This is a genomic window from Lentibacillus halophilus, assembly GCF_055395055.1.
In genome coordinates this window covers 2,335,049-2,359,552 of record NZ_AP043750.1, presented here as the reverse complement: position 1 = coordinate 2,359,552, position 24,504 = coordinate 2,335,049, and the positions used below count along the sequence as shown (strand labels likewise).

Below are 24,504 nucleotides of genomic sequence, written 5' to 3'. Positions count from 1 at the left end.
GTGTTTAAATGGAACACATTCCGAGCATAATAAAAGCGGGGTGTTTCAAATGGATAATCAAAAGCTTATTAACTTTTTGAATCAATTATTATCCAACCATTTTGTCATGTATGTCAAGTTGCATCGTTACCACTGGTTTGTACAGGGGCCGCATTTCTTTCAACTGCATGATATGTTTGAAGATATGTATACGGCAATGGCCAATGATATTGATGTGATCGCAGAAAGGGTGTTGATGATTGATGGCAAGCCATTGGCCACCATGAGCAAATACATAAAAGAAGCAACACTTGATGAAGCCTCAGCCGATGACAAAGAAAACGAAATGATAGCGCGGCTGGTGACCGATTATCAGCAAATAATTAAGGAAATAAAAAAAGAAGGAATACCATACGCATCGGAAGAAAACGACGGACCAACCATGGATTTACTGATTACTCTTCAAGGCAAGATGGAGAAATATGTCTGGATGTTGGGGGCCTATCGAGCGTATGAATAAATCATTATTATAGGGGAATGCTAATGAAACAAACAGTCATTGCCATTGTCGGACCGACTGCCGTGGGCAAATCACGAGTTAGCGCGGAAGTGGCCAAAGCGTTTGATGGGGAAATCATTAGCGGTGATTCCATGCAAGTATATAAAGGACTTGATATTGGCACTGCCAAAATTTCAGAAGAAGAAAAACAGGGAATCCCCCATTACATGATAGATATCCTACATCCTGATGAAGCCTTTTCGGCAGCTGACTTTCAACATTATGTCCAGCACAATATTCAGCACATTGCGTCCAAGCACAAATTGCCGATTATTGCGGGAGGCAGTGGCCTTTATATACAAGCAACGCTATTCCATTATAATTTTTCGGATCAGCGCCGGGATAAGCACGTAACCAAACAACTGGAACAAGAATTGGACACGTACGGGGCTGTTCGTCTCTACCAACGTCTTCAACGACTGGATCCGGATCAAGCGGCCAAGATTCATCCGAATAATCATCGCAGACTTATTCGCGCATTGGAAATCTATGAAACAACCGGACGAACCATGTCAGAATATCAGCAGAATCAGGTGAATGAAAGCGATTATCATCCGATTTTTATCGGTCTTGAAATGGACCGTGATCAATTGTATGAGCGAATTAACAGTCGAGTGGACAGAATGATGGCTGATGGATTGCTCGATGAAGTACGCCGGTTGTATGATCATGGATATGGCGATTCGCAAGCTATGCGTGCAATCGGCTATAAAGAATTTGTTCCCTATTTTAAAGACGAACAGACTCTTGAAGAAAGCATACGGTTATTGAAGCGCAATTCCAGACGCTATGCAAAAAGGCAATATACGTGGTTTAAAAACAAACTGAACGTTCACTGGTACACCATTACACCGTCGACAATGGAAGCAACCGTTGCAAAAATTTCAAATGATTTAGCAGGAATGTTATAAAGTATATAGAAATAGTTATGTACAGATAGAAAGAGGAGGAAAAATCATGGCGCAATCAGTAAATGTTCAAGATCAATATTTGAATAAATTAAGAAAAGAACATATTTCAGTAACGCTTTTTTTGACGAATGGATTTCAACTGCGTGGTGTACTGAAAGCATTTGATAATTTTACTGTACTTATCGAAACAGATGGAAAACAGCAACTCATTTTCAAACACGCCATTTCCACATTTGCCCCTGTTAAAAATGTGTCCATTGAAAAAGAATAACATACCAAACGGGCGCTTTCATGCGTCCTTTTTTTGCTTACAGATATGAAGAAATAGGCACCTGTCACGTCTTCCATTCCTGTCGCGTATACTATCGTGACGAAGGGGTGATGACGTGGAAACGCAAAAAAAGCGAAACAAAAACGGGCAAATCAATATTATTTTGCAGGATAAACAGAGTGCACCGCTTGAACAAAACGGTGATAGGCAGCTATCAACAAATAATCCGTTTTCTCATATTGATTCGGCGTTTTCGTCGTTCATCGGAATGAACGAACTGAAAGAAACCATTAAAGAAGTATATGCAACCATTGTCGTTAACAGAAAACGAAACGAAATGGGTCTCCCCGGTTCTAATCAAGTCCTTCATATGTTATTTAAAGGTAATCCTGGAACAGGCAAAACAACGGTAGCACGAAAACTGGCGGAAATGTATCATAGTATGAATTTGCTTTCCAAAGGGCATTTCATTGAAGCGGAACGTGCCGATTTGGTCGGTGAATATATCGGGCAGACCGCACAAAAGACGCGGTCAGTCATTCAAAAGGCTATGGGAGGCATTTTATTTGTTGATGAAGCATATTCATTGGCACGCGGAGGCGAAAAGGACTTTGGAAAAGAAGCTATTGATACCCTTGTGAAGCATATGGAAGACCGTCATAACGATTTTGTGCTTATATTGGCCGGATATCCGAATGAAATGGATCGTTTTCTGACGCTTAACCCCGGATTAAAATCAAGGTTTCCATTTATTCTCGACTTTGATGACTACGATATCGACCAGCTTATGAATATCGCCAAACAAATGGTGCAGGAACGGGAATATGAACTGACCAGAGAAGCTGAATGGAAATTGCGAACGCATTTATATAAAAAAAAGCGGGAAACATCTGTTAATTTTTCCAATGCGCGCTATATTCGCAATGTGATTGAGCAATCCATTCGATATCATGCCGTACGATTGTTAAATCAAGAGGCTTTTTCGGCAAATGATCTGATCTATTTAACCGGGGCTGATTTGACCCTTGAGATCCAAGCTTGACATTGTTGTACATCGCAAACTTTGCTATGATGATTGAGGAATTCTGTACTGGATGTGATAAACCGATGATGGAACGAGTATTGATTATCGCGGTAGAATTGCCGCACGACCGTAAAGAACGATTCGAATCCTCGCTTGCAGAACTTGTGTCTCTATGCCATACAGCTGATGGATCTGTCGAAGAAACGATTACGCAAAAACGTCAAAAGATTCACCCTGCATACTATATCGGTGAGGGAAAACTTGCAGAGATAAAGGAAATCGCCGAACAGTTGAATATAGATGTCATCATTTCCAATGACGAATTATCACCGTCTCAGCTGCGGAACTTAACGGATCAATCCGGTTTTCAGATCATTGATCGAAGTCAACTCATATTGGATATATTTGCTAAACGGGCACGTACCAAAGAAGGCAAACTGCAAGTAGAGCTTGCCCAGCTTGAATATACATTGCCAAGACTGCGCGGGAAAGGGGAAGAGATGTCGCGTCTTGGAGCCGGCATTGGAACGCGCGGTCCCGGTGAAACAAAATTAGAAACCGATCAACGGCATATCAGGAGACGAATTGACGATATTAAACGGCAATTAAAAATAGCCGATCGCCAACGGGGGCAATACCGGGAGCGACGAAAAAGCAATGACGTTTTTCAGATAGCCCTTGTAGGTTATACAAACGCAGGCAAGTCCACTCTTTTTAACCAACTTACCAAAAGCGATTCAACTTCTGAAAATTACTTGTTTGCCACACTTGATCCACTGACACGGCAGATTCAGCTTCCTTCCGGTTTTCAGTCGCTTATCACCGATACAGTTGGGTTTATTCAAGATTTGCCAACATCTCTGATAGCCTCTTTCCGCTCCACACTGGAGGAAGTATCGGAAGCTGATTTTATTCTTCACGTGGCTGACGCAGCAAGCCCGGATTTGCAAAGGCAGCAGGAAACCGTGCAATCCATGCTGAATGAATTAAAAGCGGATCATTTACCGATATTGACTGTTTACAACAAAAACGATTTGCTGACAGAAGATTTTATACCAGTGTATCATCCGAACATCGTGATGAGTGCTTACGAATCGTCAGATATTCACATGCTGCTAAAAAAAATCGAGGAGATCTTACAATCGGAATGGCGCTGGTTTTCGGTGAACCTGGATCCGGCAGAAGGAAAATGGATGCATCGTTTGGAGCGAGAAACCATTATTACGAGACAATCGTTTGATGACAGCAAAAACATGTATGCGATACAAGGGTATATCCGGCCTGACCATCCACTCAACGGGGTACTGAAGGAGTTTCAAAACCAATGACAGACGACTTAATGACACAAGCCGAAAAAGACTGCGCACAAGTTCATGACAATGTATCCACAATCGTTGAACGCAATCAGAAACGTGTCTTGGATGCTTTCATTAACAACCATGTCAGTGATACCCATTTCCAATCAACAACCGGTTATGGGTATGATGACATTGGACGTGAAACACTCGAAGCCGTATATGCGGAGATTTTCGGGGGAGAAGATGCCCTTGTCAGGCCGCAGATTGTCTCCGGCACACACGCTATATCGACAACATTGTTCGGATTGCTCAGACCTGGTGATGAATTGCTCTATATTACTGGAAAACCATATGACACACTTGAATCGGTCATTGGCACCAACGGACAGGCAGCCGGTTCTCTGGCTGATTTCCATATTGCCTATGACCAGGTTGATCTGATGGATAATGGTTCGGTCGATTTTCCGGAAATTAAACGCAAATTATCAGAGAATACAGGCATTGTCGCCATTCAACGCTCAAAAGGATATGATGACAGACCTTCCTTCACCATTAATGAGATAGCGGAGATAGTTGCTTATGTTAAATCGATTAATACCAATGTAACAGTCTTTGTTGACAACTGTTACGGGGAATTTGTTGAAGAGCAAGAACCGTTGCACGCAAATGCTGATATCATCGCAGGTTCGCTTATTAAAAATCCGGGTGGCGGTATTGTACGTGCCGGAGGATATATTGCCGGGAGGGGAGACCTCGTGCAGCAATGCGCCAATAGACTTACTGCCCCGGGTCTCGGGAAAGAAACAGGTGCGACGTTGCATACGTTGCAGGAGATGTTTCAAGGCTTATTTATGGCGCCTATGATTGTTGGAGAAGCCTTGAAGGGTGCCATCTTGACAGCGCGATTTCTGGAATTGGCCGGATTCCATACATCACCGGATTATCAAGCTGAGCGCACAGATTTAATACAGTCGGTAACGTTCCACTCTTCTGAACAAATGATTGCTTTTTGTCAAGCCATCCAACAAAACTCACCGGTCAATGCTTTTGTAACACCTTATCCAGCTGCAATGCCTGGGTATGACGATGAGGTCATTATGGCTGCCGGTACATTTATTCAAGGCGCTAGCATTGAACTGACAGCAGATGGCCCGATTCGACAACCATATATGGCTTTCATACAGGGTGGGCTGACCTATGCTCATGTAAAACTGGCATTGACGGCTGCCGTCACAACACTTGATGATTAAACTAATCAAACCGTTGAAAAAGAGCTTGTATAGGGCTCTTTTTTTATTGCTGTCGAAGGTACAACGCCATTTGACAACAGTGGAAACATTTGATACTCTACTTTATTATATTGATATAGGAATAACTCTATCAAGATAAACCAATGACACATATTCAGGAGGAACATGAATGTCCGATCACTTAACCAGAGAACAAATTATGAAACGAATTGATGAAGAAAACGTCCGATTTATCCGTCTTCAATTTACAGATATGCTGGGAACGATAAAAAATGTTGAAATTCCACTCAGTCAACTTGATAAGGCATTAGACAACAAAATGATGTTTGACGGCTCATCCATCGAGGGATTTGTCCGAATTGAAGAATCAGATATGTACTTGCACCCAGACCTGGATTCATTTGTGGTTTTCCCATGGACATCGGAAAAAGGGAAAGTGGCTCGATTTATCTGTGACATTTATAATCCGGATGGTAGCCCATTCGCAGGCTGTCCACGATATAACTTGAAGCGTAATCTCAAAAAAATGGAAGAGCTGGGTTTTGATGCTTTTAACATCGGAACAGAACCAGAATTCTTTTTGTTTAAGTTGGATGAAAAAGGCGATCCATCGATGGAACTGAATGACCGTGGCGGTTATTTTGATTTGGCTCCAACGGATTTGGGAGAAAACTGCCGTCGCGATATTGTTTTAGAATTAGAGGAAATGGGATTCGAAATTGAAGCATCTCACCATGAAGGGGCACCAGGCCAACATGAAATTGACTTCAAATATTCAGATGCCGTCAAGCATGCTGACGATATTCAGACATTTAAGCTCGCTGTAAAAACGATAGCCAGAAAACATAATCTACACGCAACATTTATGCCGAAACCTTTGTTTGGTGTTAACGGCTCCGGCATGCATGTTAATATGTCTTTATTCGCAAATGGAGAAAACAGTTTTTTTGATAAAAATGGTGACATGCAGCTCAGTGATGTTGCCTATCAATTTACAGCCGGTATGATTAAACACGCGACCAATTTTACAGCTGTAACAAATCCGACTGTTAATTCTTATAAACGACTGGTGCCAGGGTATGAAGCACCATGTTATGTTGCCTGGTCCGGGGCAAATCGAAGCCCGCTCGTCCGCATTCCTTATTCTAGAGGATTGAGTACCCGAATTGAAGTAAGAAGTGTTGATCCATCAGCCAATCCATACTTGGCAATGTCTGCATTGCTTGCAAGCGGACTCGATGGCATTGAGAATAAACTAACCCCACCTACAGCTGTTGATCGAAATATATATGCAATGGATCGTAATGAACGTGAACAAAACGGCATAAAAGATTTGCCTGAGACATTAATGGAAGCCTTACGGGAACTTCAGAAGGATCCGACGATTGTTGACTCACTTGGGGAGCATCTTTACGGACATTTCATGGAGGCAAAAGAAATTGAGTGGGATATGTTCCGTACGACTGTGCATCCTTGGGAAAGGGAGCAGTATTTGAGTTCGTATTAACATTGGTATGTCAAAACAATGTATCGTGACAACCTTATATAAGCAAACACCCACAAAATATGACTTCTTAACATACCGTCCATGCAAGATTAAATGGGCGGTATGTTTTATGGATGCACCAAGCTTCCCGTAGTTGAGGTAATAAAATATAAAGATAAAGATATCAATACATTAATTGATAATAATTAAACATCAGTGCTGGGGTGCTTTTCGACTCTGTTTTCGACGCTGATGGGTTGCAAACATAACGCCGCCTACAATAAACAGTGAACCGATTATTTCAGGACCGGTAATCGGCTTTTGCAGCAAAATAACCCCCATTATCATAGCAGCAAACGGTTCGAGATTGGATAAAATGGATGCCTTGGATGCATCGGCGTAACGAATGTTTTGATTCCATACCAACGTGGCAATGCCATGAACAACAATGGCTGTCCCAATCAAAAAGGACCAGCTTTGCCAATTCCCGTTCAATTCCACAGGATCATCCATGACGAATATGACCGGAAGAGACACAATAAAACCCGTTACATTGGAATAAAACGTCGTACTGACTGGGTCTATGCGCTGCGACAATATCCGGGTAATAATAATCAGTATAGCAAAAGAGATCATTGTGGCAACAATCCACATCAAACCTGGTTCAAAGTGGAATACCACTCCTCCTTTGCTCACTACAAAGTAAATACCAATGATTGCAATAAAAGAACCAAAAAGCATACGTGATGTGAATGGTTCTTTCAAAAAAGCGGCCCAAAAATCCGGTCAATATAGGAGCTGTGGCAAGGATCAACGCTGAAGAAGTGGAATCGGCCGTAACAAGCCCTTTAAAAAAAGTCAGCTGATTTATAAATACCCCGACAACACCAAGCATAAGAATCCATTTCCAATCTCGGATTGAAACTTTCTGGAGTTTTTGTCTTGATAAAACGAAGACAATAAGGAAAAGAACGATGAATAATAATCGGAGCGATGTCAAGACCGCTGGGGAAAAGTCGTTCACAAGTATTTTTCCGAAAACAAAATTGCTTCCCCAAGCGGACACACTGAATGTCAGCCACATATACGTCCTAAACATACAATCTGTCCTCTCTATTCTCATGCTTCATGATGCTAACTGCTATATTCTTACCAATAAAAAGGACATGTACAAATCAATCGGCAATCATAAACATGTTATATAACTCTCATCATAACAAAACTATCCAGTACTTTTCAGTCAATATTGCGATACAGTCCGACTACTTTTCCCAAAATGGTCACATGATGATAAATGAGTGGATCCATCGTGGCATTTTCCGGTTGCAGACGTACGTGATCTTGTTCTTTAAAAAACCGCTTAACTGTCGCCTCATCTTCTTCTGTCATAGCAACCACTATATCCCCGTTTTGCGCCGCATTCTGTTGTTTAACAATAACCATATCCCCATCAAGTATTCCGGCTTCGATCATGCTTTCCCCTTCAATGATTAAGACGAACAAATTTTCCTCGGTACCTGATACCGATCCAGGCAGTGGTACAAATTGTTCAATGTTTTCTACAGCTGTAATCGGCAAACCTGCTGTTACTTTACCGATGACGGGTGCATATCGTGCTTCTTCCCTGGGGATCTGACTTTCTTCAGACAAATCCAACACTTCAATAGCTCTTGGCTTCGTGGGATCCCGTCTGATATATCCTTTGCTTTCAAGTCTTGCTAAATGCCCGTGTACAGTTGAGCTTGATGCGAGTTCAACTGCCTCGGCGATTTCCCGAACAGACGGCGGATAACCTTTCTCATATACGCGTTCTTTTATAAAATCCAAAATTGCCTCTTGTCGTTTAGAGAGTTTTGTCATCTATTTAACACCCCGTGAATAGAATTTATTAATGAAAGTTTATCACGGAGACTTTAAAAAAGCAAACATAAGTTCGAAAAAAGAGCTTGACAAGATCACATGTTCTTATACAATAAGAGTTAAATATGCGAACAATAGTTCTTAATTTGGAAGGGGACGATTCAAATGTTTGAAAAAATGACGAAAACAGATGTATTTTATTTGGTGGCATTTGCATTTGCATTAGGTTTTTTATATGTTGCTTTAATAATAAGTGCGTAATATAAAAGGGGACTTTGTGTTGACAGCCATCATTTATTGCCGTGTGAGTACAGATAAATCAGCGCAGGAAACGTCACTGAAGCGCCAAAATGACGAATTGACAGACCTTGCAGCCCGTTATCATTTTACCATTGCCGAATCTATCGAGGAAAGATCCAGTGGTTACGACATAAATAGAGACGGTATTTTTCAAATGCTCGATTACTTTTCCTCAGGCCAGGCTGACAGTCTACTTATACAGGATGAAACAAGATTAGGGAGGGGAAACACGAAAATTGCCCTTTTCCACCAACTTCATAAAATGAACGTCAATATCTATACCATCCAACATAATGGTAGACTGGAATTGTCTGAATCCGATTCTATGGTCCTGCATATAGTAAGTATCGTGGAAGAGTATCAGCGTAAAATTCATAATGCAAAAATTAAACGAGGTATGAGGAAAGCTGTTAACAACGGCTTTAACCCGGGCAATAATTTAACCAATCGCGACAAGGCCCCGGGTAAAGAACGTAAACAATTTCCAATGGATGAAGTTGTACGCTTAAGGGAAAACCATCAAATGACATTTGAGGAGATTGCCCACACCTTAAATCAACTAGGACACCCGGTTTCAAAGGCTACTGTGAACAGGAGATATCAGGAACATCAAAAGACTTGATAATGATGCACGTGAAGCGTAATATGTACCAATAGAGTACCATTACTGTTTTCATTTTCATCGGTTCCGGGAGGTTAAATATGATATCACAAGAAAAGCTGGACCGCATAAATAAACTAGCCAAAAAATCCAAGGAAGAAGGTTTAACAGTAAAAGAGCAGTCGGAACAAAAAACATTACGCGAAGAATATTTGCAAAATGTGAGAAAATCATTTAAAAATCAACTTAAATCCATGAAAGTAAAAGATCCGGCAGGACAAGATGTTACACCTGAAAAGGTTCGTGATTTGCAAAAAGGAGACAACAAACGCTGAACTTCCTTTATATACTTGTTGGATAGCCGGATTCGTTATAGAATTAAGAAGGATAGGAATACAAGGATAGAGAGGGGTATTATATTGTCGCAATATACCGAGCAATTATCGATTAATGCCATTCGCACTTTGGCCATTGACGCAGTTGAAAACGCCAGTTCCGGTCATCCCGGACTTCCCATGGGTGCTGCGCCAATGGCTTATACATTGTGGACTGATTTCATGACCCACAATCCCCAAAACGCCAAATGGTTCAACCGGGATCGTTTTGTTTTGTCTGCCGGGCATGGTTCCATGTTATTGTATGGACTGCTGCACCTGTCCGGATATAATGTAACCATTGATGACTTAAAATCTTTCCGTCAATGGGGATCCAAAACCCCAGGACATCCAGAAGTGCATCATACGGATGGCGTGGAATCCACGACCGGACCTCTTGGACAAGGATTGGCGATGTCGGTTGGAATGGCAATGGCCGAAGCACATCTAGCGGGCACTTACAACAAGCAGGAATTTCCTATTATCGATCACCACACATATGCACTTGTCAGCGATGGTGACATGATGGAAGGCATATCGCATGAGTCAGCATCACTAGCCGGTCATCTGGGGCTTGGCAAACTAATTGCATTGTATGACTCCAACGACATTTCACTTGATGGAGATCTGAATCGATCATTCTCCGATAATACTGAAGAACGATTCAAAGCGTACGGATGGCAAGTTCTGCGTGTGGAAGACGGTAATAATTTGGAAGAGATCCGGCAAGCCATCACAAAAGCAAAAGAAAATACAAAGCAACCGTCGTTAATTGAAGTCAAAACCACTATTGGCTTTGGGTCACCGAACAAATCCGCATCAGCTGATTCCCACGGGGCCCCGCTTGGTGAAGATGAAGTGAAATTAACAAAAGAGCATTATGAATGGACATTTGATGAATTTCATGTTCCTGATGAAGTGTATCAGGACTTCCAAGAGAAAGCAGCCCGAAAAGGCGCTTCTGCTGAAGAAAACTGGAACCGTTTATTTGAAAATTATAAGGAAACATATCCTGAAGCAGGTGCTGAGTTGGAAAGCGCTATAAAAGGAGAACTGCCGAAAAGTTGGAACGAAAACCTACCAATTTACAGCACAGATGACGATGCCAAGGCGACGCGTGCCACATCCGGAGAAGTGCTCAATGAAGTTTCAAAAGCTATTCCATACCTCTTCGGTGGGAGTGCAGACCTTGCTGGATCCAATAAAACGACTGTTAAAGGCGAAAATGACTTTTCAAATAAAAATTACACCGGCAAAAATATTTGGTTTGGTGTCCGGGAATTTTCAATGGCAGCTGCAGTCAATGGCATGGCACTTCATGGTGGAATAAAACCTTATGCAGGAACATTCTTTGTATTTAGCGACTACATGCGACCAGCAGTACGGCTTTCAGCTATTATGAACAATCCGGTCACATATGTCTTTACACATGATTCCATTGCTGTGGGTGAAGACGGTCCAACACATGAACCGATTGAACAACTGCCATCACTCAGAGCTATGCCAGGTCTTTCTCTTATTCGCCCTGCCGATGGAAATGAAGTTCAGGCAGCATGGAGACTGGCACTTGAGTCAAAGGATCAACCAACAGCACTTGTACTGACGAGACAAGGTGTTCCAGTATTGGAGGGAACAAAAGAAAATGCGTATGAAGGTGTTAAACGAGGCGCCTACACCGTGAGTGCGTGTGAAAAAGACACGCCGGATGCACTTCTTCTCGCTTCAGGTTCAGAGGTTCAACTTGCCGTCAGGGCAAAAGACGCACTAAAGGAAAAAAATATTGCTGTGAATGTTATAAGTATGCCTTCATGGGATAGGTTCAATAAACAGGATGATACGTATAAAAACCGTGTTCTTCCTCCCGATGTAAAGGAAAGGCTTGCCATCGAAATGGCTGCTCCATTTGGTTGGGAAAGATATACAGGCGATCATGGAGATATTATGGCTATCGATCAATTTGGTGCATCTGCAAAAGGTTCTGAAGTAGTTGAAAAATATGGTTTTACAGTGGATAATGTTGTGAAACGTGTTCAAGCACTTCTCGACTGATCCCCTAAAAGTGACTTCCATTTTACGGGAGTCACTTTTTTATGATCATCGACAAAACTAGTTCTAGTTTGCTACGCGAAATGACAACGTTTTTAAAATAGAATTGGTATATTGACAAGTAAAAGAGGAGGGATTCGGTTGAACCATTACTCTATTTACTGGATCAGAAAAGAATTTGCGCACTTTTTTTATTACAAAAGTGAAATATTATATCGGTTCATCAAAAGTTATGAACATGATCGAAACAGGGAAGACCTCGCTTCCCAATTCCAATATATCACACAAACATTTCCATGTAGTTTACTAACAACCCATATAACAGAATGTCTTCCATCTGATACCGTTGCCATAAAGAACAATGATTTGTTGAACATTTATGCGAACGACGAACGCTATATTTCTTTACATATGGAAAAAAAACGTATAAACTTTCGTAGTGACATCATATATGATGCTGAAGATTTGCTGTTTCCCGCTTTACGGTCTTTCCAGCCTTATTTGTTTGTTGTTGGAAACAATACGGAAGATTTTGGCTGGGTATCACCGGTATGCCGGTTGACAAAAATGGACAAAATTGGACAAGTATTGTATTCATGCCTCTGATTTACTATACTATACGGGAAACAACATGAAGGAGGAAAGCTTGGATGGGCATAATTTGGGTTGTTTTAATTGCAATCGTTGCATTAATAGCTGGTCTTGCACTCGGATTTTTTATTGCCAGAAAATATATGATGAATTATTTGAAGAAAAATCCACCTATTAATGAACAGATGCTTCGAACACTTATGATGCAAATGGGACAAAAACCGTCGCAGAAGAAAATTAACCAGATGATGCGTCAAATGAATAATCAGCAGCAAGGAAAATAATGATATATTGCCTTCTGTTTACGTGAAAACCCCTTGTTATATTTGGATAACGGGGGTATTTTACATGAATGGCAACGACGTTATATTGTTGCATTATTGTCAAAGGCTTGTTATGGTATTTTCATTTCCGTTTGATAAAATGGATGTGAGAGATTAATGGGAGGAATTCCATGAATGAGGAGATAAATATATTTATCGCGTTTGGAGCAGGTGTTTTATCATTTATTTCACCTTGTGTTTTGCCACTATACCCGGCATTTTTATCATATATAACGGGGATGAGTGTCCATGAAATAAAAGAAGAAAACAAAATGCTTACCCGGAAAAGTTTATTACATACATTGTTCTTTTTGCTTGGGTTTTCAATCATCTTTTTCGTTCTTGGTTTTGGGTCGATGTTCATTTCGGAATTTTTGAAAGAAAACAGTGCTGTCATCCGACAAATTGGCGCCATTGTGATCGTCTTTTTCGGTCTTGTCATTATAGGCGTGCTCAGGTTTGATTTTTTAATGAAAGACAAAAAAATAACTTTTAAAAACCGGCCGGCTGGTTTCGCGGGGTCTTTTTTGATTGGTTTGACATTTTCACTGGGATGGACACCGTGTATGGGACCAATTTTGACATTTGTTATTTCGTTAGCAGCAACCAATCCAGACTTAGGACTGGTCATGATGATAAGTTATATTTTAGGTTTTTCCATTCCATTTTTTGTGTTGTCTCTATTCGTCGGGAAATTGGGTTGGATAAAACGACACAGTGCAACGATCATGAAAATTGGCGGATACTTGATGATTTTAGTCGGAATTGCTTTGTTTTTTGATTGGATGACGGATTTGACATCGTTTTTAGGCGGCCTATTCGGATTTACAGGTTTCTAAATCCGCTTTCATTGGATTTTTTCTTTATTTGTATTAAAATAAACATGCATTCATTATACAGAAATAATTGAACAAAGGAGTTTTACTCCATGTACAAGCCGAATGATTTAATTTTACGCACGACGACATCATTAATTGCTTTTATTTTATTAGGCTTTTCGATTTATTTGCTGCTTGCTGGGCATAACGCACCTGGTGGAGGTTTTGTTGGGGGATTAATGACTTCTGCTGCCGTTGTGTTGATGTATATGGCATATGGGACAACTGTTATGGAAAAAGTTCTGCCCCTTAATTATCGGCTATTAATTCCCGGTGGACTCCTGCTTGCCGTTGGTACAGGGGTAGGGGCGTTTGTTTTTGGCCAGCCGTTTTTATCACATACCTATGGTTATTTTCATTTTCCTGTTTTGGGTGAGCTTGAGCTTGCAACAGCTATGCTATTCGACATTGGTGTTTATTTTACCGTTTTGGGAGTCACTATTTCCATTATCTTATCGATTGCAAACGATCATTAGCACGACAAGTCTGTAATGAACTTCTATAAATGGGAAGGAACGAGTGATTGGAAATGTTTTGGCTGGTAACCAGTTCCATTGTTGCAGCTTTTATGGCTGTAACAATGATTTTCGTTCGTTTAAAAGCATCCAAAAAACCTGCATCTACTAAAAAAATTATATTACCACCGTTGTTTATGAGCACAGGTGCATTTATGTTTTTATTTCCTGTATTTCGTGTAAGCTGGATGCAAGTACTTGAAGCTGTACTTGTAGGAGTGGTTTTTTCTATATTTCTGATTAAAACGTCCAAGTTTCACATTCGAGGGGATGCTATTTATCTGATACCTTCGAAATCATTTGTATTTATACTGTTTGCATTATTGTTAGCTCGAATTATTATGAAGCTGGTCATAGGTGCGAACATTGCCTTAGGTGAAACGAGTGGGATGTTTTTTCTTCTAGCTTTCGGTATGATTGTGTCATGGCGACTCGCCATGCTGTATAAATTTAAAAAATTGGAGAAGAAAATGGAATATGCCAGTGGCTGATCGTGCGTTTTAATTAAAGCGCACGATCAATATAACCCAAGTAGCGTCTGCTATTCAGGTTCAAATAAATGTTCATACGGTGTCATATCAATTTTGCGCTGATTCAACTTTTTCCGCAAAAACTTTTGATCGCGTTTTGGTGTTGCCAGAATATATCCCTCTATAAGAATATCCTGTGTAACGACGTCTCGTTTTTTTCGTAGAGCAACTTCACCAATTTTACCAGCTATTTTCTGTTTGGCGACATCTCGGAATAATTCAGGAACAGGGGAAACCAAATCTTCCAGAAGTTCTTTTTCTTGGTTATGCCACATGTGTTTCGTCTCTTCGATATAATATTCTTCCCAGTCCATCGCTGAAGTGCCATCTTCCTTTGGCCATTTTTTCAAAAATTTCCGGAACATGAAAAACCCACCGACTCCCATAAGCCCCAGTAGCAGAAATCCCCACAAAATAATTAACATATCGACCACTATTGACATATTATCACCTGTTTCGTTCCCAACAATGATTCTATATTTTTCCTTTAATTCTTATTTTTTATCATCTATAATGACAATAGATCTATACGTGCTAATCGAAATAATTGTTACATATCATTATATTAGGTTGTTACGATACATACAAGTGACATAACTTTGTCGGTTTCATACATAAAACGACAATACAACATTAAATACAATGTCGCAATAGGGAGGGAAGGGCATGAAGGATAACTATAATAAACAGCAAACCGAAGATGATAATCTGACACCACAACAGGATCGTCTACCTGAGCATCGCAAATTTCGACATTTCACGTCGTTACCTTCCTCCATACTCACATGGTTTGAACAGAATCTGCATGGCTTTGTTACCGTATGTGATGAAAGTGGTACTATTATTTATGTATCCAGTTCTATTGAGCATTTTTTGGGATATTCGACAGAGGAAGTACTAGGATCAAAATGGTTCAAAAAAATTTCATCTAAAAACACAGAACACATAAAACAGATGCTTTATTCATCTCCTAGTCGTACACAAACATTTTATGCAACCATTCAAGACATAAAAGGAAACGATGTGCACACTGAAAATATCGTTGCACAATTTGTCTGTGAAAATAATGAACGTTATTTTGCTGTATCCACCAAAGACATAACTGATAAAAAGGAAGCTGAGGAGGTGATGATTCGTTCTGAAAAAATGTCTATTGCGGGCCAGCTTGCAGCAGGAATAGCACACGAAATACGAAACCCCATGACATCGTTGAAAGGGTTTTTACAACTGCTGCAAGCCGGGGTTAATCATAAAGAAGAATATTATAAAATTATGATCGATGAAATAGAGAAGATGGAATCTATCACATCCGAATTGCTGTTTATTTCCAAGCCAATGACCAATAGCAAAGAATGGGAAAACTTGCCGGAGTTAATAAACGATGTCATGACGCTCCTTCAGCAGCAAGCCAGCCTGAAAAACATCTCCATATCCCAGGAAGGAAGTGACAGGCTGGATGTCAATTGTGATCGCTCCCAAATAAAACAGGTGCTGATCAATATATTAAAAAATGCAATTGAGGCGATGGATGATCCAGGCACTATAACCATTCATTATTATGTCGTGGATCAAATGGTTGTGATCGATATAATAGATGAAGGGCCTGGAGTACCGGATGATATTATACATAGATTGGGTGAACCTTTTTTTACAACTAAGCCATCCGGCACTGGATTGGGCATTATGATTACAAAACAAATTTTGAATCGTCATAACGGAGACCTAACCATCATGCACAATAAAAAATGGGGAAGTACATTTCGAATGACGCTTCCGTGGTCAGAAACATAACACGGTATAATAAATGCTTTAAGCTGGCCGATGAACATATAACCAGAACTTATCATAATCTATAAATTTTTAATATAGGAAAGAAGCCGCCAAATGATTGTTTTATAGCCTTATTTCGTATATGATAATATAGTAGGATTCTTTTTGTACAAATGGTTATGCTGTTTGTAAAAAAAGGTGATGAGAGAGGAGTTAAGTGATATGTCCATTGATACGAAGAAGCAGTTTGATCTGAATGGAAAAACGTACAACTTTTATCAATTACAAGCACTTGAAGATGCCAACTTGGGGAATATTTCCCGTCTGCCTTTTTCGATTCGTGTCCTTCTGGAGTCACTCATGCGTCAGCAAGATGGTCATGTGATTAAAGATGAACACATAGAAGGACTGGCAAAATGGGGGAAAGAGAATGCCGCCACGGTGGATGTTCCTTTTAAGCCTTCCAGGGTTATTCTTCAGGACTTTACCGGCGTTCCGGCTGTTGTTGATTTGGCATCTATGCGCAAAGCAATGGTGGATCAGAATGGCGAACCGGATAAAATTAATCCAGAGGTACCGGTTGATCTTGTTATAGACCACTCGGTACAGGTCGATCAGTACGGTACGCCGAATGCCCTGCAGGCCAATATGGAATTGGAATTTGAACGCAACATGGAACGTTATGAATTCCTTCATTGGGCACAAAAAGCATTTGATAATTACCGCGCGGTTCCACCCGCAACAGGTATTGTTCACCAGGTAAATCTGGAATACATTGCAAATGTTGTTCACGGCAAAGAAAATAAAGATGGTACGTATGACGCTTTTCCGGATACGTTGGTCGGTACGGATTCACACACGACAATGATCAATGGCTTAGGCGTTCTTGGATGGGGTGTCGGAGGAATTGAAGCAGAAGCAGGCATGCTCGGGCAACCATCGTACTTCCCAGAACCGGAAGTTATTGGTGTTAAATTCACCGGGAGCTTCCCGCAAGGAACGACAGCCACGGACTTGGCCTTGAAAGTAACCCAGGTTCTGCGTGAGAAAAATGTGGTTGGGAAATTTGTCGAATATTTCGGACCCGGATTGAAATATATGCCGCTTGCTGATCGAGCAACCATCTCCAATATGGCGCCTGAATACGGGGCAACGTGCGGCTTCTTCCCAGTTGATGACGAGTCCTTGAATTATCTCCGTTTGACTGGGCGCAGTGAACAGCAAATTGAACTGGTAGAAAAATACTGCAAAGAAAACAGCCTCTGGTATTCTTCTGATCAGGAAGATCCGGAATATACAGAAGTTGTGGAAATTAATTTGTCTGAACTGGAACCAAATCTGTCCGGACCGAAACGCCCACAGGACTTAATTTCTTTATCCAATATGAAAGAAGAATTCAACAAGGCCGTAACGGCACCATCCGGCAACCAGGGATTTGGACTGGATGAATCGGAATTTGATAAAGAAGTAACTGTCAATCATCCGAATGGGGAAACCTCAACCATGACAACCGGGGCATTAGCCATTGCTGCGATCACATCGTGTACAAATACATCCAACCCTTACGTTATGCTTGGAGCGGGATTAGTCGCGAAAAAAGCAGTAGAAGCAGGCTTGAAAGTACCTGAATATGTGAAAACATCATTGGCACCTGGATCAAAGGTCGTGACCCGTTACTTGGATGACTCGGGTCTGCAGGATTATTTGAATTATCTTGGTTTCAACCTTGTAGGTTATGGATGTACGACATGTATCGGCAACTCGGGACCTCTTCGTCCGGAGATTGAAGAGGCCATATCCGAGAAAGATTTAACTGTTTCCTCCGTGCTTTCGGGGAACCGTAACTTTGAAGGCCGTATTCATCCACTTGTGAAAGCAAACTATTTGGCTTCACCGCCTTTAGTTGTAGCATATGCACTTGCCGGAACGGTGGATATCGATCTTACACAAGATGCGCTGGGAACGGATTCCAACGGGAAACCGATTTACTTAATGGATATTTGGCCGTCCATCGATGAAATCAAATCAACGGTTCAAAGCGTTGTGAAACCAGAAATCTTCCGTAAAGAATATGAGAGTGTATTTAATTCCAATGAAAAATGGAATGAAATCCAAACAACCGATGAACCATTATTCGATTGGGACAGTGAGTCAACTTATATTCAAAACCCACCGTTCTTTGAAGGGTTATCCAGAAAAGCCGGCACTGTGGAACCACTGAACAATCTCCGAGTTATCGGCAAATTTGGAGATTCAGTAACGACCGACCATATATCACCAGCTGGTGCCATTCCTAAAGATATGCCAGCCGGACGTTATCTGCAGGATAAAGGGGTTTCACCAAGAAACTTTAACTCTTATGGATCGCGCCGCGGTAACCATGAAGTAATGATGCGCGGAACATTTGCGAACATCCGTATTCGTAACTTGCTGGCCCAAGGGAAAGAGGGCGGCTTTACAACGTATTGGCCAACGGATGAGGTCATGCCATTTTATGATGCAGCTATGAAGTATCAAGAAGATAATACTGATTTACTTGTTATAGCCGGCAAAGATTACGGAATGGGATCATCCCGTGACTGGGCTGCCAAAGGAACAGATTTGCTTGGTATTAAAACGGTTATTGCAGAGAGTTTTGAAAGAATTCATCGTTCCAATTTGGTTATGATGGGTGTATTGCCTTTGCAGTTTGAACAGGGTGACAGTGCGGATAATCTTGGTTTATCCGGTAAGGAGACGTATCATGTAGATGTTAATGAACAGGTTAAACCACATGATCGTGTAAATGTCACAGCTGTTGATGAAGACGGAAGTAAAACCGAATTTAATGCTGTTGCACGTTTTGACAGTGATGTGGAAGTTGACTATTATCGCCATGGTGGCATATTACAAATGGTCTTACGACAAAAACTTGAATCATAAAAATGAAACTTAAGTCAGTGGGCGTTTTTTAGCACCCACTGACAGCCAGTTGAATAAATCAAGAAAAGGTCAGTACATTCGTTTCAGCATGTGCTGACCTTTTTTATTTTTCGTTGTTATAAATTTTCAAAGAAATGGCAATAATGGGTTTAAAAAGAGGTGATTGCCATTTCATTAAAGAAAAATGTTTCCTTCGAGGAACTTGTGCAAGAAAATCGTGAACAAATTTTACAGAATGAACAACTCATGGAACAAATTGAAAAAAACATGGAGACAAAAATGCGGCCGTCGCAGAAAGAAGATAAAGAAGCTTGACTTTTAAACTCCTTCAAAATAACAGGCTCTTTTCATGGGGTTTTATCATGTATAATTTTTTATTCTCAGCAAAAAATGAGTTCTGACCACCTTTCAGGGTGATTTTTTGCAAGGGAGACGAATGATGATGGATAAATACGAGCCAAAACCAGATGACCGCAGTGATAATGTAGAAAAATTACAAGATATGGTACAAGATACCATTGAAAATATTGAAGAATCTCATGAAACAATGCAGTACAGTTCCGATAATCAAAAAGAAAAAATAAAAGCTAAAAATAAACGTCGGGAAGAATCTCTTGAAGGAATGCGTCAAGAAATTAAAGACGAAGCCAGAAAATAACGCGTACACAGCCTCAAACCATGATGGGATGGTTTGAGGCCATTTTCCATCTTCACTTCTATTGAAAGCACATTTTCATTATTTTCGATGCAACATGTGTTAAACTTGAGTGTATAAGGCGAAAGGGGGAGCAACATAGTGCATAAAACAAGTACACCGATCGAAGTACGATATCAGGAAACCGATCAAATGGGGGTTGTTTATCACGCTAATTATTTGATTTGGTTTGAAATCGGCCGCACGAAATATATAGAAAGCCTGGGTCTGTCTTATGCCGACATGGAAACGAAAAATGTCGTGTCACCAGTTGTTGACGCGCAGGTTCATTTCCGTAAACCCGTACAATATGGGGAAAAAGCGACTGTGGAAACGTGGCTTGATACATATGATGGAATCCGGACCGTTTATGCTTATACCATCAAAAAAGAAAACGGTGAAATGGCCGTTAGCGGAACGACGAAACATGTGATTGTGGATAAGGAAACATTTCGCCCCTTATCCCTTCGAAAGGCATTTCCGGCTTGGCATAGAGCATATTTAGAGCAATTGGACCAGGATGAGTAATGGCGTTCGGCGTCAATCGAATGGAGTTAAAAGAATGGCAGCAGGAAGTGGAAAATGGCCGGATTGCTTTTTTGACGCATTATTGGATTGATGAACGGTTTCCGGACTGTGATACGGTGACGAAAGCAGGGTGCCGTGATTTAGAAAAACTCATGGCTTGGGGGAGGAAGTATCGATTAAACCCTGCATGGATTCACCGGGACGAACGATATCCTCATTTTGATCTGTTTGGCGAGATACAGAGACGTGTCCTGGAGCAGGAAGGGAAATGGGATCAGATTAAACGATTTGAACTGTAATCTGAAGCCATTATTTAAGCGCCCTCTGCATGTTCACCCTGTATTTGACACAGATGGAGTCAGGGGGCTTCCTCCGTGCTATATGCTTATCCGCGTTTATCCACCCCCATTTAACTCCATGACGTATGCTGCTTTTTTTCTTGTTTGTCAGGTACTGTGTCAACGCCGCCGGAATGAAAAGGATGGCATTTGCTGATTCGCTTGATGGTCAAGTACCCCCCTTTAAAGAAACCGAATCGTTTAAATGCTTCTATCCCATATTCCGAGCACGTCGGAAAAAATCGGCATGAGGGCGGCTTAAAGGGACTGATTGCTTTTCGGTAAAATGTTATAAGCCCAATCATGATATAGTGCATCATTAATCCTTTCTTATTGCATTCCTGCATTTATAATATAGTATACAAAATGTTAACATAAATATAAAACGATTGGCTTGCTTCACACGCTTACATCCACGTAATTTTGGGTTCCGTTTTATTTTTAATCCGCTTAATGTTTTCACGGTGACGGTAAAGCACAAAGATGGTTAGAGCTGCTGTAACGATAACCAGTCCAATATCTCCGAAAAGAGCGGAAACAATAATGGCAACGATTCCGGTGATCATGGAGGACAGAGAAACATACTTGGATACATATAGGACGCTAATAAAGGATACAATCATGAAAGCAAACAAAATGGGGTTAATTCCTAAAATAATACCGCCCGATGTGGCAACTGCTTTGCCGCCTTTGAATTTAACGAACAATGGATACGTATGCCCGATAACGGCAAATAAACCTATGGCAAGACGATACACCTCTGCATCAAAAAAAAGCGGTAAAACTGTGGCAACGGTTCCTTTCAGTATATCCATTAGTGTAACTATAATGCCGGCTGTCGTACCCAGAACTCGGAATGTATTCGTCGCCCCGAGATTACCGCTTCCATGTTGACGGATGTCGATATGGTAACCGACTTTCCCAATGATTACCCCTGATGGGATTGAGCCAAATAAATAGGCTAGAACAGCAAATAATATAAATTCCATAAGACTTCCTTCTTTCCGCTATTATTTATAATGTTGATTTTTTTACATTTTACCATGAAGTGACGATTCTAAGAACCTTTATTCATTGTTACAGTATGAATTGTTTTCTATAATCCTGCCTGAAGAATTGTTTCATCATGACATGGATTGCGTGTAAACGGAATAAACATATGATTAAATTTATAAAGATTGCCCCCCGTACGGAACGGATATTAAACAGAGCTTAATGTTTGAAGAAACAGAACCCCCTTGGGACTGGCGATTTTTTATGGAGGTCACGAGAATATAAAGGAAACAATTATATTTGCTTAATAGTGTACGAATGGGTATGTTTTGCGATAATATAGAATCACTGTTGGGAAACATGTTTACAATCACAAACATTTGTTCTATTATTGAAATAATAACCAAAAGATTGATCATTCATGATGAAAGAGAGGAGCATACATCTGGATGACTAAGGAATCATTGCACTATAACGATGAATCAATCCAGGTTCTAGAGGGACTGGATGCTGTCCGGAAAAGACCTGGTATGTATATTGGAAGCACAGATCACCGCGGACTTCACCATCTCGTATTTGAATTGGTGGACAATGCCGTTGATGAGGCATTAGCTGGATTCGGAGATGTCATTAAAGTGACGGTACATAAGGATAACAGCATTTCCGTAACAGATAACGGAAGAGGTATTCCGACCGGAACGCACAGTACCGGAAGGCTGACAACAGAAGTCATTTTCACCATGCTTCATGCCGGGGGCAAATTCGGCCAAAGCGGTTACCAAACGAGCGGAGGATTACATGGAGTGGGAGCTTCCGTTGTAAATGCCCTGTCGGAATGGATGGAAGTAACGATTTACCGGAATGGTATGACATACAAACAGCGGTTCAGCAATGGTGGAAGACCGGAAACAAAGTTGCAAGAGTTGGAAACAACGACAAAAAAAGGGACTGTTATTCACTTTAAACCTGATTCTGCCATTTTTTCGAATATTGTCTTTAAATTTGATACATTATCGGAACGGTTAAGAGAAGCTGCCTTCCTTCTTAAAGGACTGAAAATTAAACTGGTTGATGAACGCCAGCAACAGAAAGAAGTCTATCAATTCCCAGCGGGGCTCGAATCTTTTGTCGGGTACTTGAATGAGGAGAAGGATACACTTCACCCAGTTGTTTCTTTTGAAGGGGAGCAGCAAAGCATTGAAACAGATTTCGCATTTCAATTTAATGATGGCTTTGCTGAACATATGCTCTCGTTTGTCAACCATGTCCGGACAAGAGACGGCGGTACCCATGAGTCAGGTGCGCGAACAGCGATAACACGAGTATTTAATGACTATGCAAGAAGAAATGCGTACTTAAAAGAAAAGGATAAGAATCTGGAAGGATCGGATATACGAGAAGGGATGACTGCTATCGTATCGGTCCGCATCCCAGAGGAAATGCTACAGTTTGAAGGGCAGACGAAAGATAAGCTCGGAACACCGGAAGCACGTTCTGTCGTTGATGCTGTCGTCTCAGAGAAACTTGCTTATTTTTTGGAGGAAAACCCGGATACTGCAAGTACGCTTATCAAAAAAGCTATGAAAGCTAAAGAGGCACGGGAAGCAGCCAGAAAAGCCCGGGAAGAGTCAAGGTCCGGTAAACAGAAAAAACGGAAAGATACTCTTTTAAGTGGAAAACTGACACCTGCACAGTCCAAAAATCCAAAGAAAAATGAATTGTATCTAGTCGAAGGGGACTCAGCAGGCGGTTCTGCTAAGCAAGGACGCGACCGCAAATTTCAAGCCATACTCCCTTTGCGCGGCAAAGTCATTAATACCGAAAAAGCAAAATTGGAAGATATATTTAAGAACGAAGAAATTTCCACGATCGTTCATACCATTGGTGCAGGTGTCGGTGGTGATTTCAATCTGAATGATGTTCAATATGATAAAATCGTGATCATGACTGACGCAGACACAGATGGTGCCCATATCCAAGTCCTGCTTTTAACATTTTTTTATCGATATATGCGTCCATTGGTAGAAGCTGGTATGGTTTATATAGCGCTTCCTCCGCTTTACAAAATAACAAAAGGCAAAGGCAAGAAAGAACAATCCGTTTATGCATGGAATGATGATGAAATGAAAACAGCTATTCAAAAATGGAAAAACGGATATACGATTCAGCGTTATAAAGGACTTGGTGAAATGAATGCCAGCCAATTGTGGGAAACAACGATGAGTCCGGAGTCAAGAACATTAATCAGAGTTACGATTGATGATTTGGCACGAGCGGAGCGACGGGTTACCACACTTATGGGTGACAAAGTGGAACCACGCAGAAAATGGATCGAAGGCAATGTTGAATTCGGCATGACAGAAGATGCCAATATATTGGAAAACGATAAATTGCACTCGTGAGTGGGTTTCGAATTATTATGTTATCAGTCATTAACACATCGTCTAATGATTTCAAAAATGA

At 40.9% G+C, this 24,504-nt stretch carries 28 protein-coding genes; 22 read left to right on the top strand and 6 right to left on the bottom strand.

What is annotated here, in order from left to right; translation table 11 throughout:
* Nucleotides 1–49 precede the first annotated feature (49 nt).
* From ACZ5Q7_RS11690 to glnA, 7 genes are all read left to right on the top strand, one after another.
* Nucleotides 50–499, top strand: coding sequence for a Dps family protein (locus ACZ5Q7_RS11690; protein WP_343753267.1), 450 nt, complete (start codon nt 50–52; stop codon nt 497–499).
* A 23-nt stretch (nt 500–522) separates the two neighbouring features.
* Nucleotides 523–1,449: a tRNA (adenosine(37)-N6)-dimethylallyltransferase MiaA gene (gene miaA, locus ACZ5Q7_RS11685; protein WP_343753265.1), complete on the top strand. Its 927-nt coding sequence runs from the start codon at nt 523–525 to the stop codon at nt 1,447–1,449.
* A gap of 46 nt (nt 1,450–1,495) precedes the next feature.
* Complete coding sequence (gene hfq, locus ACZ5Q7_RS11680; protein WP_343753263.1) at nt 1,496–1,720, top strand: RNA chaperone Hfq; 225 nt, start codon at nt 1,496–1,498, stop codon at nt 1,718–1,720.
* Between the two features lie 115 nt (nt 1,721–1,835).
* Nucleotides 1,836–2,762 (top strand): stage V sporulation protein K, encoded by a 927-nt coding sequence (gene spoVK / locus ACZ5Q7_RS11675; protein ID WP_343753261.1) that lies wholly within the window; start codon nt 1,836–1,838, stop codon nt 2,760–2,762.
* A 65-nt stretch (nt 2,763–2,827) separates the two neighbouring features.
* A complete protein-coding gene (gene hflX / locus ACZ5Q7_RS11670; protein ID WP_343753259.1) occupies nt 2,828–4,072 on the top strand; it encodes a GTPase HflX in 1,245 nt (414 codons plus the stop codon).
* Nucleotides 4,069–5,292: a methionine gamma-lyase family protein gene (locus ACZ5Q7_RS11665; RefSeq protein WP_343753257.1), complete on the top strand. Its 1,224-nt coding sequence runs from the start codon at nt 4,069–4,071 to the stop codon at nt 5,290–5,292. Before hflX ends, ACZ5Q7_RS11665 begins: the two co-directional genes overlap by 4 nt.
* A gap of 169 nt (nt 5,293–5,461) precedes the next feature.
* Nucleotides 5,462–6,799 carry a type I glutamate--ammonia ligase gene (gene glnA / locus ACZ5Q7_RS11660; protein WP_343753255.1) on the top strand — a complete coding sequence of 446 codons (1,338 nt, stop codon included), beginning with the start codon at nt 5,462–5,464 and terminating at the stop codon, nt 6,797–6,799.
* A gap of 192 nt (nt 6,800–6,991) precedes the next feature.
* On the opposite strand, the gene ACZ5Q7_RS11655 is transcribed toward glnA, so the two are convergent.
* From ACZ5Q7_RS11655 to lexA, 3 genes are all read right to left on the bottom strand, one after another.
* Nucleotides 6,992–7,459 (bottom strand): DMT family transporter, encoded by a 468-nt coding sequence (locus tag ACZ5Q7_RS11655; protein WP_343753253.1) that lies wholly within the window; start codon nt 7,457–7,459, stop codon nt 6,992–6,994.
* Nucleotides 7,443–7,862, bottom strand: a complete 420-nt coding sequence (locus tag ACZ5Q7_RS11650; protein ID WP_464433200.1) for a DMT family transporter — start codon at nt 7,860–7,862, stop codon at nt 7,443–7,445. The genes ACZ5Q7_RS11655 and ACZ5Q7_RS11650 overlap by 17 nt, the downstream gene beginning before the upstream one ends.
* Before the next feature lie 152 nt (nt 7,863–8,014).
* Nucleotides 8,015–8,638 (bottom strand): transcriptional repressor LexA, encoded by a 624-nt coding sequence (lexA, locus tag ACZ5Q7_RS11645; RefSeq protein WP_343753249.1) that lies wholly within the window; start codon nt 8,636–8,638, stop codon nt 8,015–8,017.
* A 280-nt stretch (nt 8,639–8,918) separates the two neighbouring features.
* On the opposite strand from lexA, the gene ACZ5Q7_RS11640 reads away from it, so the two are divergent.
* The 8 genes from ACZ5Q7_RS11640 to ACZ5Q7_RS11605 all read left to right on the top strand — a co-directional run bounded on the left by ACZ5Q7_RS11640 (nt 8,919) and on the right by ACZ5Q7_RS11605 (nt 14,757).
* Nucleotides 8,919–9,560 (top strand): YneB family resolvase-like protein, encoded by a 642-nt coding sequence (locus ACZ5Q7_RS11640; RefSeq protein ID WP_343753247.1) that lies wholly within the window; start codon nt 8,919–8,921, stop codon nt 9,558–9,560.
* 80 nt (nt 9,561–9,640) lie between these two features.
* On the top strand, nt 9,641–9,874 hold the full coding sequence (locus ACZ5Q7_RS11635; protein WP_343753245.1) for a DUF896 domain-containing protein: 234 nt from the start codon (nt 9,641–9,643) through the stop codon (nt 9,872–9,874).
* 84 nt (nt 9,875–9,958) lie between these two features.
* Nucleotides 9,959–11,962 (top strand): transketolase, encoded by a 2,004-nt coding sequence (gene tkt, locus ACZ5Q7_RS11630; protein ID WP_343753243.1) that lies wholly within the window; start codon nt 9,959–9,961, stop codon nt 11,960–11,962.
* A 138-nt stretch (nt 11,963–12,100) separates the two neighbouring features.
* Nucleotides 12,101–12,565, top strand: coding sequence for a sporulation inhibitor of replication protein SirA (sirA, locus tag ACZ5Q7_RS11625; RefSeq protein ID WP_343753241.1), 465 nt, complete (start codon nt 12,101–12,103; stop codon nt 12,563–12,565).
* A gap of 44 nt (nt 12,566–12,609) precedes the next feature.
* The gene (locus ACZ5Q7_RS11620) at nt 12,610–12,834 is read left to right on the top strand and encodes a YneF family protein (protein WP_343753239.1); all 225 of its coding nucleotides are present in this window, start codon (nt 12,610–12,612) and stop codon (nt 12,832–12,834) included.
* A 170-nt stretch (nt 12,835–13,004) separates the two neighbouring features.
* Complete coding sequence (locus tag ACZ5Q7_RS11615; protein ID WP_343753237.1) at nt 13,005–13,712, top strand: cytochrome c biogenesis CcdA family protein; 708 nt, start codon at nt 13,005–13,007, stop codon at nt 13,710–13,712.
* 89 nt (nt 13,713–13,801) lie between these two features.
* Entirely contained in the window at nt 13,802–14,227 is a 426-nt protein-coding gene (locus ACZ5Q7_RS11610) for a Na(+)/H(+) antiporter subunit B (RefSeq protein ID WP_464432872.1), read from the top strand.
* A 53-nt stretch (nt 14,228–14,280) separates the two neighbouring features.
* The gene (locus ACZ5Q7_RS11605) at nt 14,281–14,757 is read left to right on the top strand and encodes a CcdC family protein (protein ID WP_343753747.1); all 477 of its coding nucleotides are present in this window, start codon (nt 14,281–14,283) and stop codon (nt 14,755–14,757) included.
* A 50-nt stretch (nt 14,758–14,807) separates the two neighbouring features.
* Here the strand turns inward: ACZ5Q7_RS11605 and ACZ5Q7_RS11600 are convergent, their stop codons facing one another.
* The gene (locus ACZ5Q7_RS11600; RefSeq protein WP_343753235.1) at nt 14,808–15,239 is read right to left on the bottom strand and encodes a DUF2621 family protein; all 432 of its coding nucleotides are present in this window, start codon (nt 15,237–15,239) and stop codon (nt 14,808–14,810) included.
* Nucleotides 15,240–15,462: 223 nt separating this feature from the next.
* Here ACZ5Q7_RS11600 and ACZ5Q7_RS11595 point away from each other — a divergent pair, with 223 nt between their 5' ends.
* The 6 genes from ACZ5Q7_RS11595 to ACZ5Q7_RS11570 all read left to right on the top strand — a co-directional run bounded on the left by ACZ5Q7_RS11595 (nt 15,463) and on the right by ACZ5Q7_RS11570 (nt 21,009).
* The gene (locus tag ACZ5Q7_RS11595; RefSeq protein WP_343753232.1) at nt 15,463–16,587 is read left to right on the top strand and encodes an ATP-binding protein; all 1,125 of its coding nucleotides are present in this window, start codon (nt 15,463–15,465) and stop codon (nt 16,585–16,587) included.
* A 201-nt stretch (nt 16,588–16,788) separates the two neighbouring features.
* On the top strand, nt 16,789–19,488 hold the full coding sequence (gene acnA, locus ACZ5Q7_RS11590) for an aconitate hydratase AcnA (RefSeq protein ID WP_343753230.1): 2,700 nt from the start codon (nt 16,789–16,791) through the stop codon (nt 19,486–19,488).
* Between the two features lie 159 nt (nt 19,489–19,647).
* Nucleotides 19,648–19,803 (top strand): FbpB family small basic protein, encoded by a 156-nt coding sequence (locus ACZ5Q7_RS11585; protein ID WP_343753228.1) that lies wholly within the window; start codon nt 19,648–19,650, stop codon nt 19,801–19,803.
* A gap of 127 nt (nt 19,804–19,930) precedes the next feature.
* A complete protein-coding gene (tlp, locus tag ACZ5Q7_RS11580) occupies nt 19,931–20,146 on the top strand; it encodes a small acid-soluble spore protein Tlp (RefSeq protein WP_425542384.1) in 216 nt (71 codons plus the stop codon).
* Between the two features lie 138 nt (nt 20,147–20,284).
* Complete coding sequence (locus tag ACZ5Q7_RS11575; RefSeq protein ID WP_343753224.1) at nt 20,285–20,710, top strand: acyl-CoA thioesterase; 426 nt, start codon at nt 20,285–20,287, stop codon at nt 20,708–20,710.
* Nucleotides 20,710–21,009 (top strand): hypothetical protein, encoded by a 300-nt coding sequence (locus tag ACZ5Q7_RS11570; RefSeq protein WP_343753222.1) that lies wholly within the window; start codon nt 20,710–20,712, stop codon nt 21,007–21,009. Before ACZ5Q7_RS11575 ends, ACZ5Q7_RS11570 begins: the two co-directional genes overlap by 1 nt.
* A 110-nt stretch (nt 21,010–21,119) precedes the next feature.
* On the opposite strand, the gene yidD is transcribed toward ACZ5Q7_RS11570, so the two are convergent.
* Nucleotides 21,120–21,365 (bottom strand): membrane protein insertion efficiency factor YidD, encoded by a 246-nt coding sequence (yidD, locus tag ACZ5Q7_RS11565; RefSeq protein WP_343753745.1) that lies wholly within the window; start codon nt 21,363–21,365, stop codon nt 21,120–21,122.
* Between the two features lie 90 nt (nt 21,366–21,455).
* Nucleotides 21,456–22,037, bottom strand: coding sequence for a glycerol-3-phosphate 1-O-acyltransferase PlsY (gene plsY, locus ACZ5Q7_RS11560; RefSeq protein ID WP_343753220.1), 582 nt, complete (start codon nt 22,035–22,037; stop codon nt 21,456–21,458).
* 453 nt (nt 22,038–22,490) lie between these two features.
* On the opposite strand from plsY, the gene parE reads away from it, so the two are divergent.
* The gene (gene parE, locus ACZ5Q7_RS11555; RefSeq protein WP_343753218.1) at nt 22,491–24,443 is read left to right on the top strand and encodes a DNA topoisomerase IV subunit B; all 1,953 of its coding nucleotides are present in this window, start codon (nt 22,491–22,493) and stop codon (nt 24,441–24,443) included.
* Nucleotides 24,444–24,504 lie beyond the last annotated feature (61 nt).

What these genes read in the sequence shown, in the direction of transcription:
- ACZ5Q7_RS11690 (WP_343753267.1), top strand. Translation starts at nt 50, where the DNA reads ATGGATAATCAAAAGCTTATTAACTTTTTGAATCAATTATTATCCAAC.
- miaA (WP_343753265.1), top strand. Translation starts at nt 523, where the DNA reads ATGAAACAAACAGTCATTGCCATTGTCGGACCGACTGCCGTGGGCAAA.
- hfq (WP_343753263.1), top strand. Translation starts at nt 1,496, where the DNA reads ATGGCGCAATCAGTAAATGTTCAAGATCAATATTTGAATAAATTAAGA.
- hflX (WP_343753259.1), top strand. Translation starts at nt 2,828, where the DNA reads ATGATGGAACGAGTATTGATTATCGCGGTAGAATTGCCGCACGACCGT.
- ACZ5Q7_RS11665 (WP_343753257.1), top strand. Translation starts at nt 4,069, where the DNA reads ATGACAGACGACTTAATGACACAAGCCGAAAAAGACTGCGCACAAGTT.
- glnA (WP_343753255.1), top strand. Translation starts at nt 5,462, where the DNA reads ATGTCCGATCACTTAACCAGAGAACAAATTATGAAACGAATTGATGAA.
- ACZ5Q7_RS11650 (WP_464433200.1), bottom strand. Translation starts at nt 7,862, where the DNA reads ATGTGGCTGACATTCAGTGTGTCCGCTTGGGGAAGCAATTTTGTTTTC.
- lexA (WP_343753249.1), bottom strand. Translation starts at nt 8,638, where the DNA reads ATGACAAAACTCTCTAAACGACAAGAGGCAATTTTGGATTTTATAAAA.
- ACZ5Q7_RS11635 (WP_343753245.1), top strand. Translation starts at nt 9,641, where the DNA reads ATGATATCACAAGAAAAGCTGGACCGCATAAATAAACTAGCCAAAAAA.
- ACZ5Q7_RS11620 (WP_343753239.1), top strand. Translation starts at nt 12,610, where the DNA reads ATGGGCATAATTTGGGTTGTTTTAATTGCAATCGTTGCATTAATAGCT.
- ACZ5Q7_RS11615 (WP_343753237.1), top strand. Translation starts at nt 13,005, where the DNA reads ATGAATGAGGAGATAAATATATTTATCGCGTTTGGAGCAGGTGTTTTA.
- ACZ5Q7_RS11610 (WP_464432872.1), top strand. Translation starts at nt 13,802, where the DNA reads ATGTACAAGCCGAATGATTTAATTTTACGCACGACGACATCATTAATT.
- ACZ5Q7_RS11605 (WP_343753747.1), top strand. Translation starts at nt 14,281, where the DNA reads ATGTTTTGGCTGGTAACCAGTTCCATTGTTGCAGCTTTTATGGCTGTA.
- ACZ5Q7_RS11600 (WP_343753235.1), bottom strand. Translation starts at nt 15,239, where the DNA reads ATGTCAATAGTGGTCGATATGTTAATTATTTTGTGGGGATTTCTGCTA.
- ACZ5Q7_RS11595 (WP_343753232.1), top strand. Translation starts at nt 15,463, where the DNA reads ATGAAGGATAACTATAATAAACAGCAAACCGAAGATGATAATCTGACA.
- acnA (WP_343753230.1), top strand. Translation starts at nt 16,789, where the DNA reads ATGTCCATTGATACGAAGAAGCAGTTTGATCTGAATGGAAAAACGTAC.
- tlp (WP_425542384.1), top strand. Translation starts at nt 19,931, where the DNA reads ATGGATAAATACGAGCCAAAACCAGATGACCGCAGTGATAATGTAGAA.
- ACZ5Q7_RS11570 (WP_343753222.1), top strand. Translation starts at nt 20,710, where the DNA reads ATGGCGTTCGGCGTCAATCGAATGGAGTTAAAAGAATGGCAGCAGGAA.
- yidD (WP_343753745.1), bottom strand. Translation starts at nt 21,365, where the DNA reads ATGCACTATATCATGATTGGGCTTATAACATTTTACCGAAAAGCAATC.
- plsY (WP_343753220.1), bottom strand. Translation starts at nt 22,037, where the DNA reads ATGGAATTTATATTATTTGCTGTTCTAGCCTATTTATTTGGCTCAATC.
- parE (WP_343753218.1), top strand. Translation starts at nt 22,491, where the DNA reads ATGACTAAGGAATCATTGCACTATAACGATGAATCAATCCAGGTTCTA.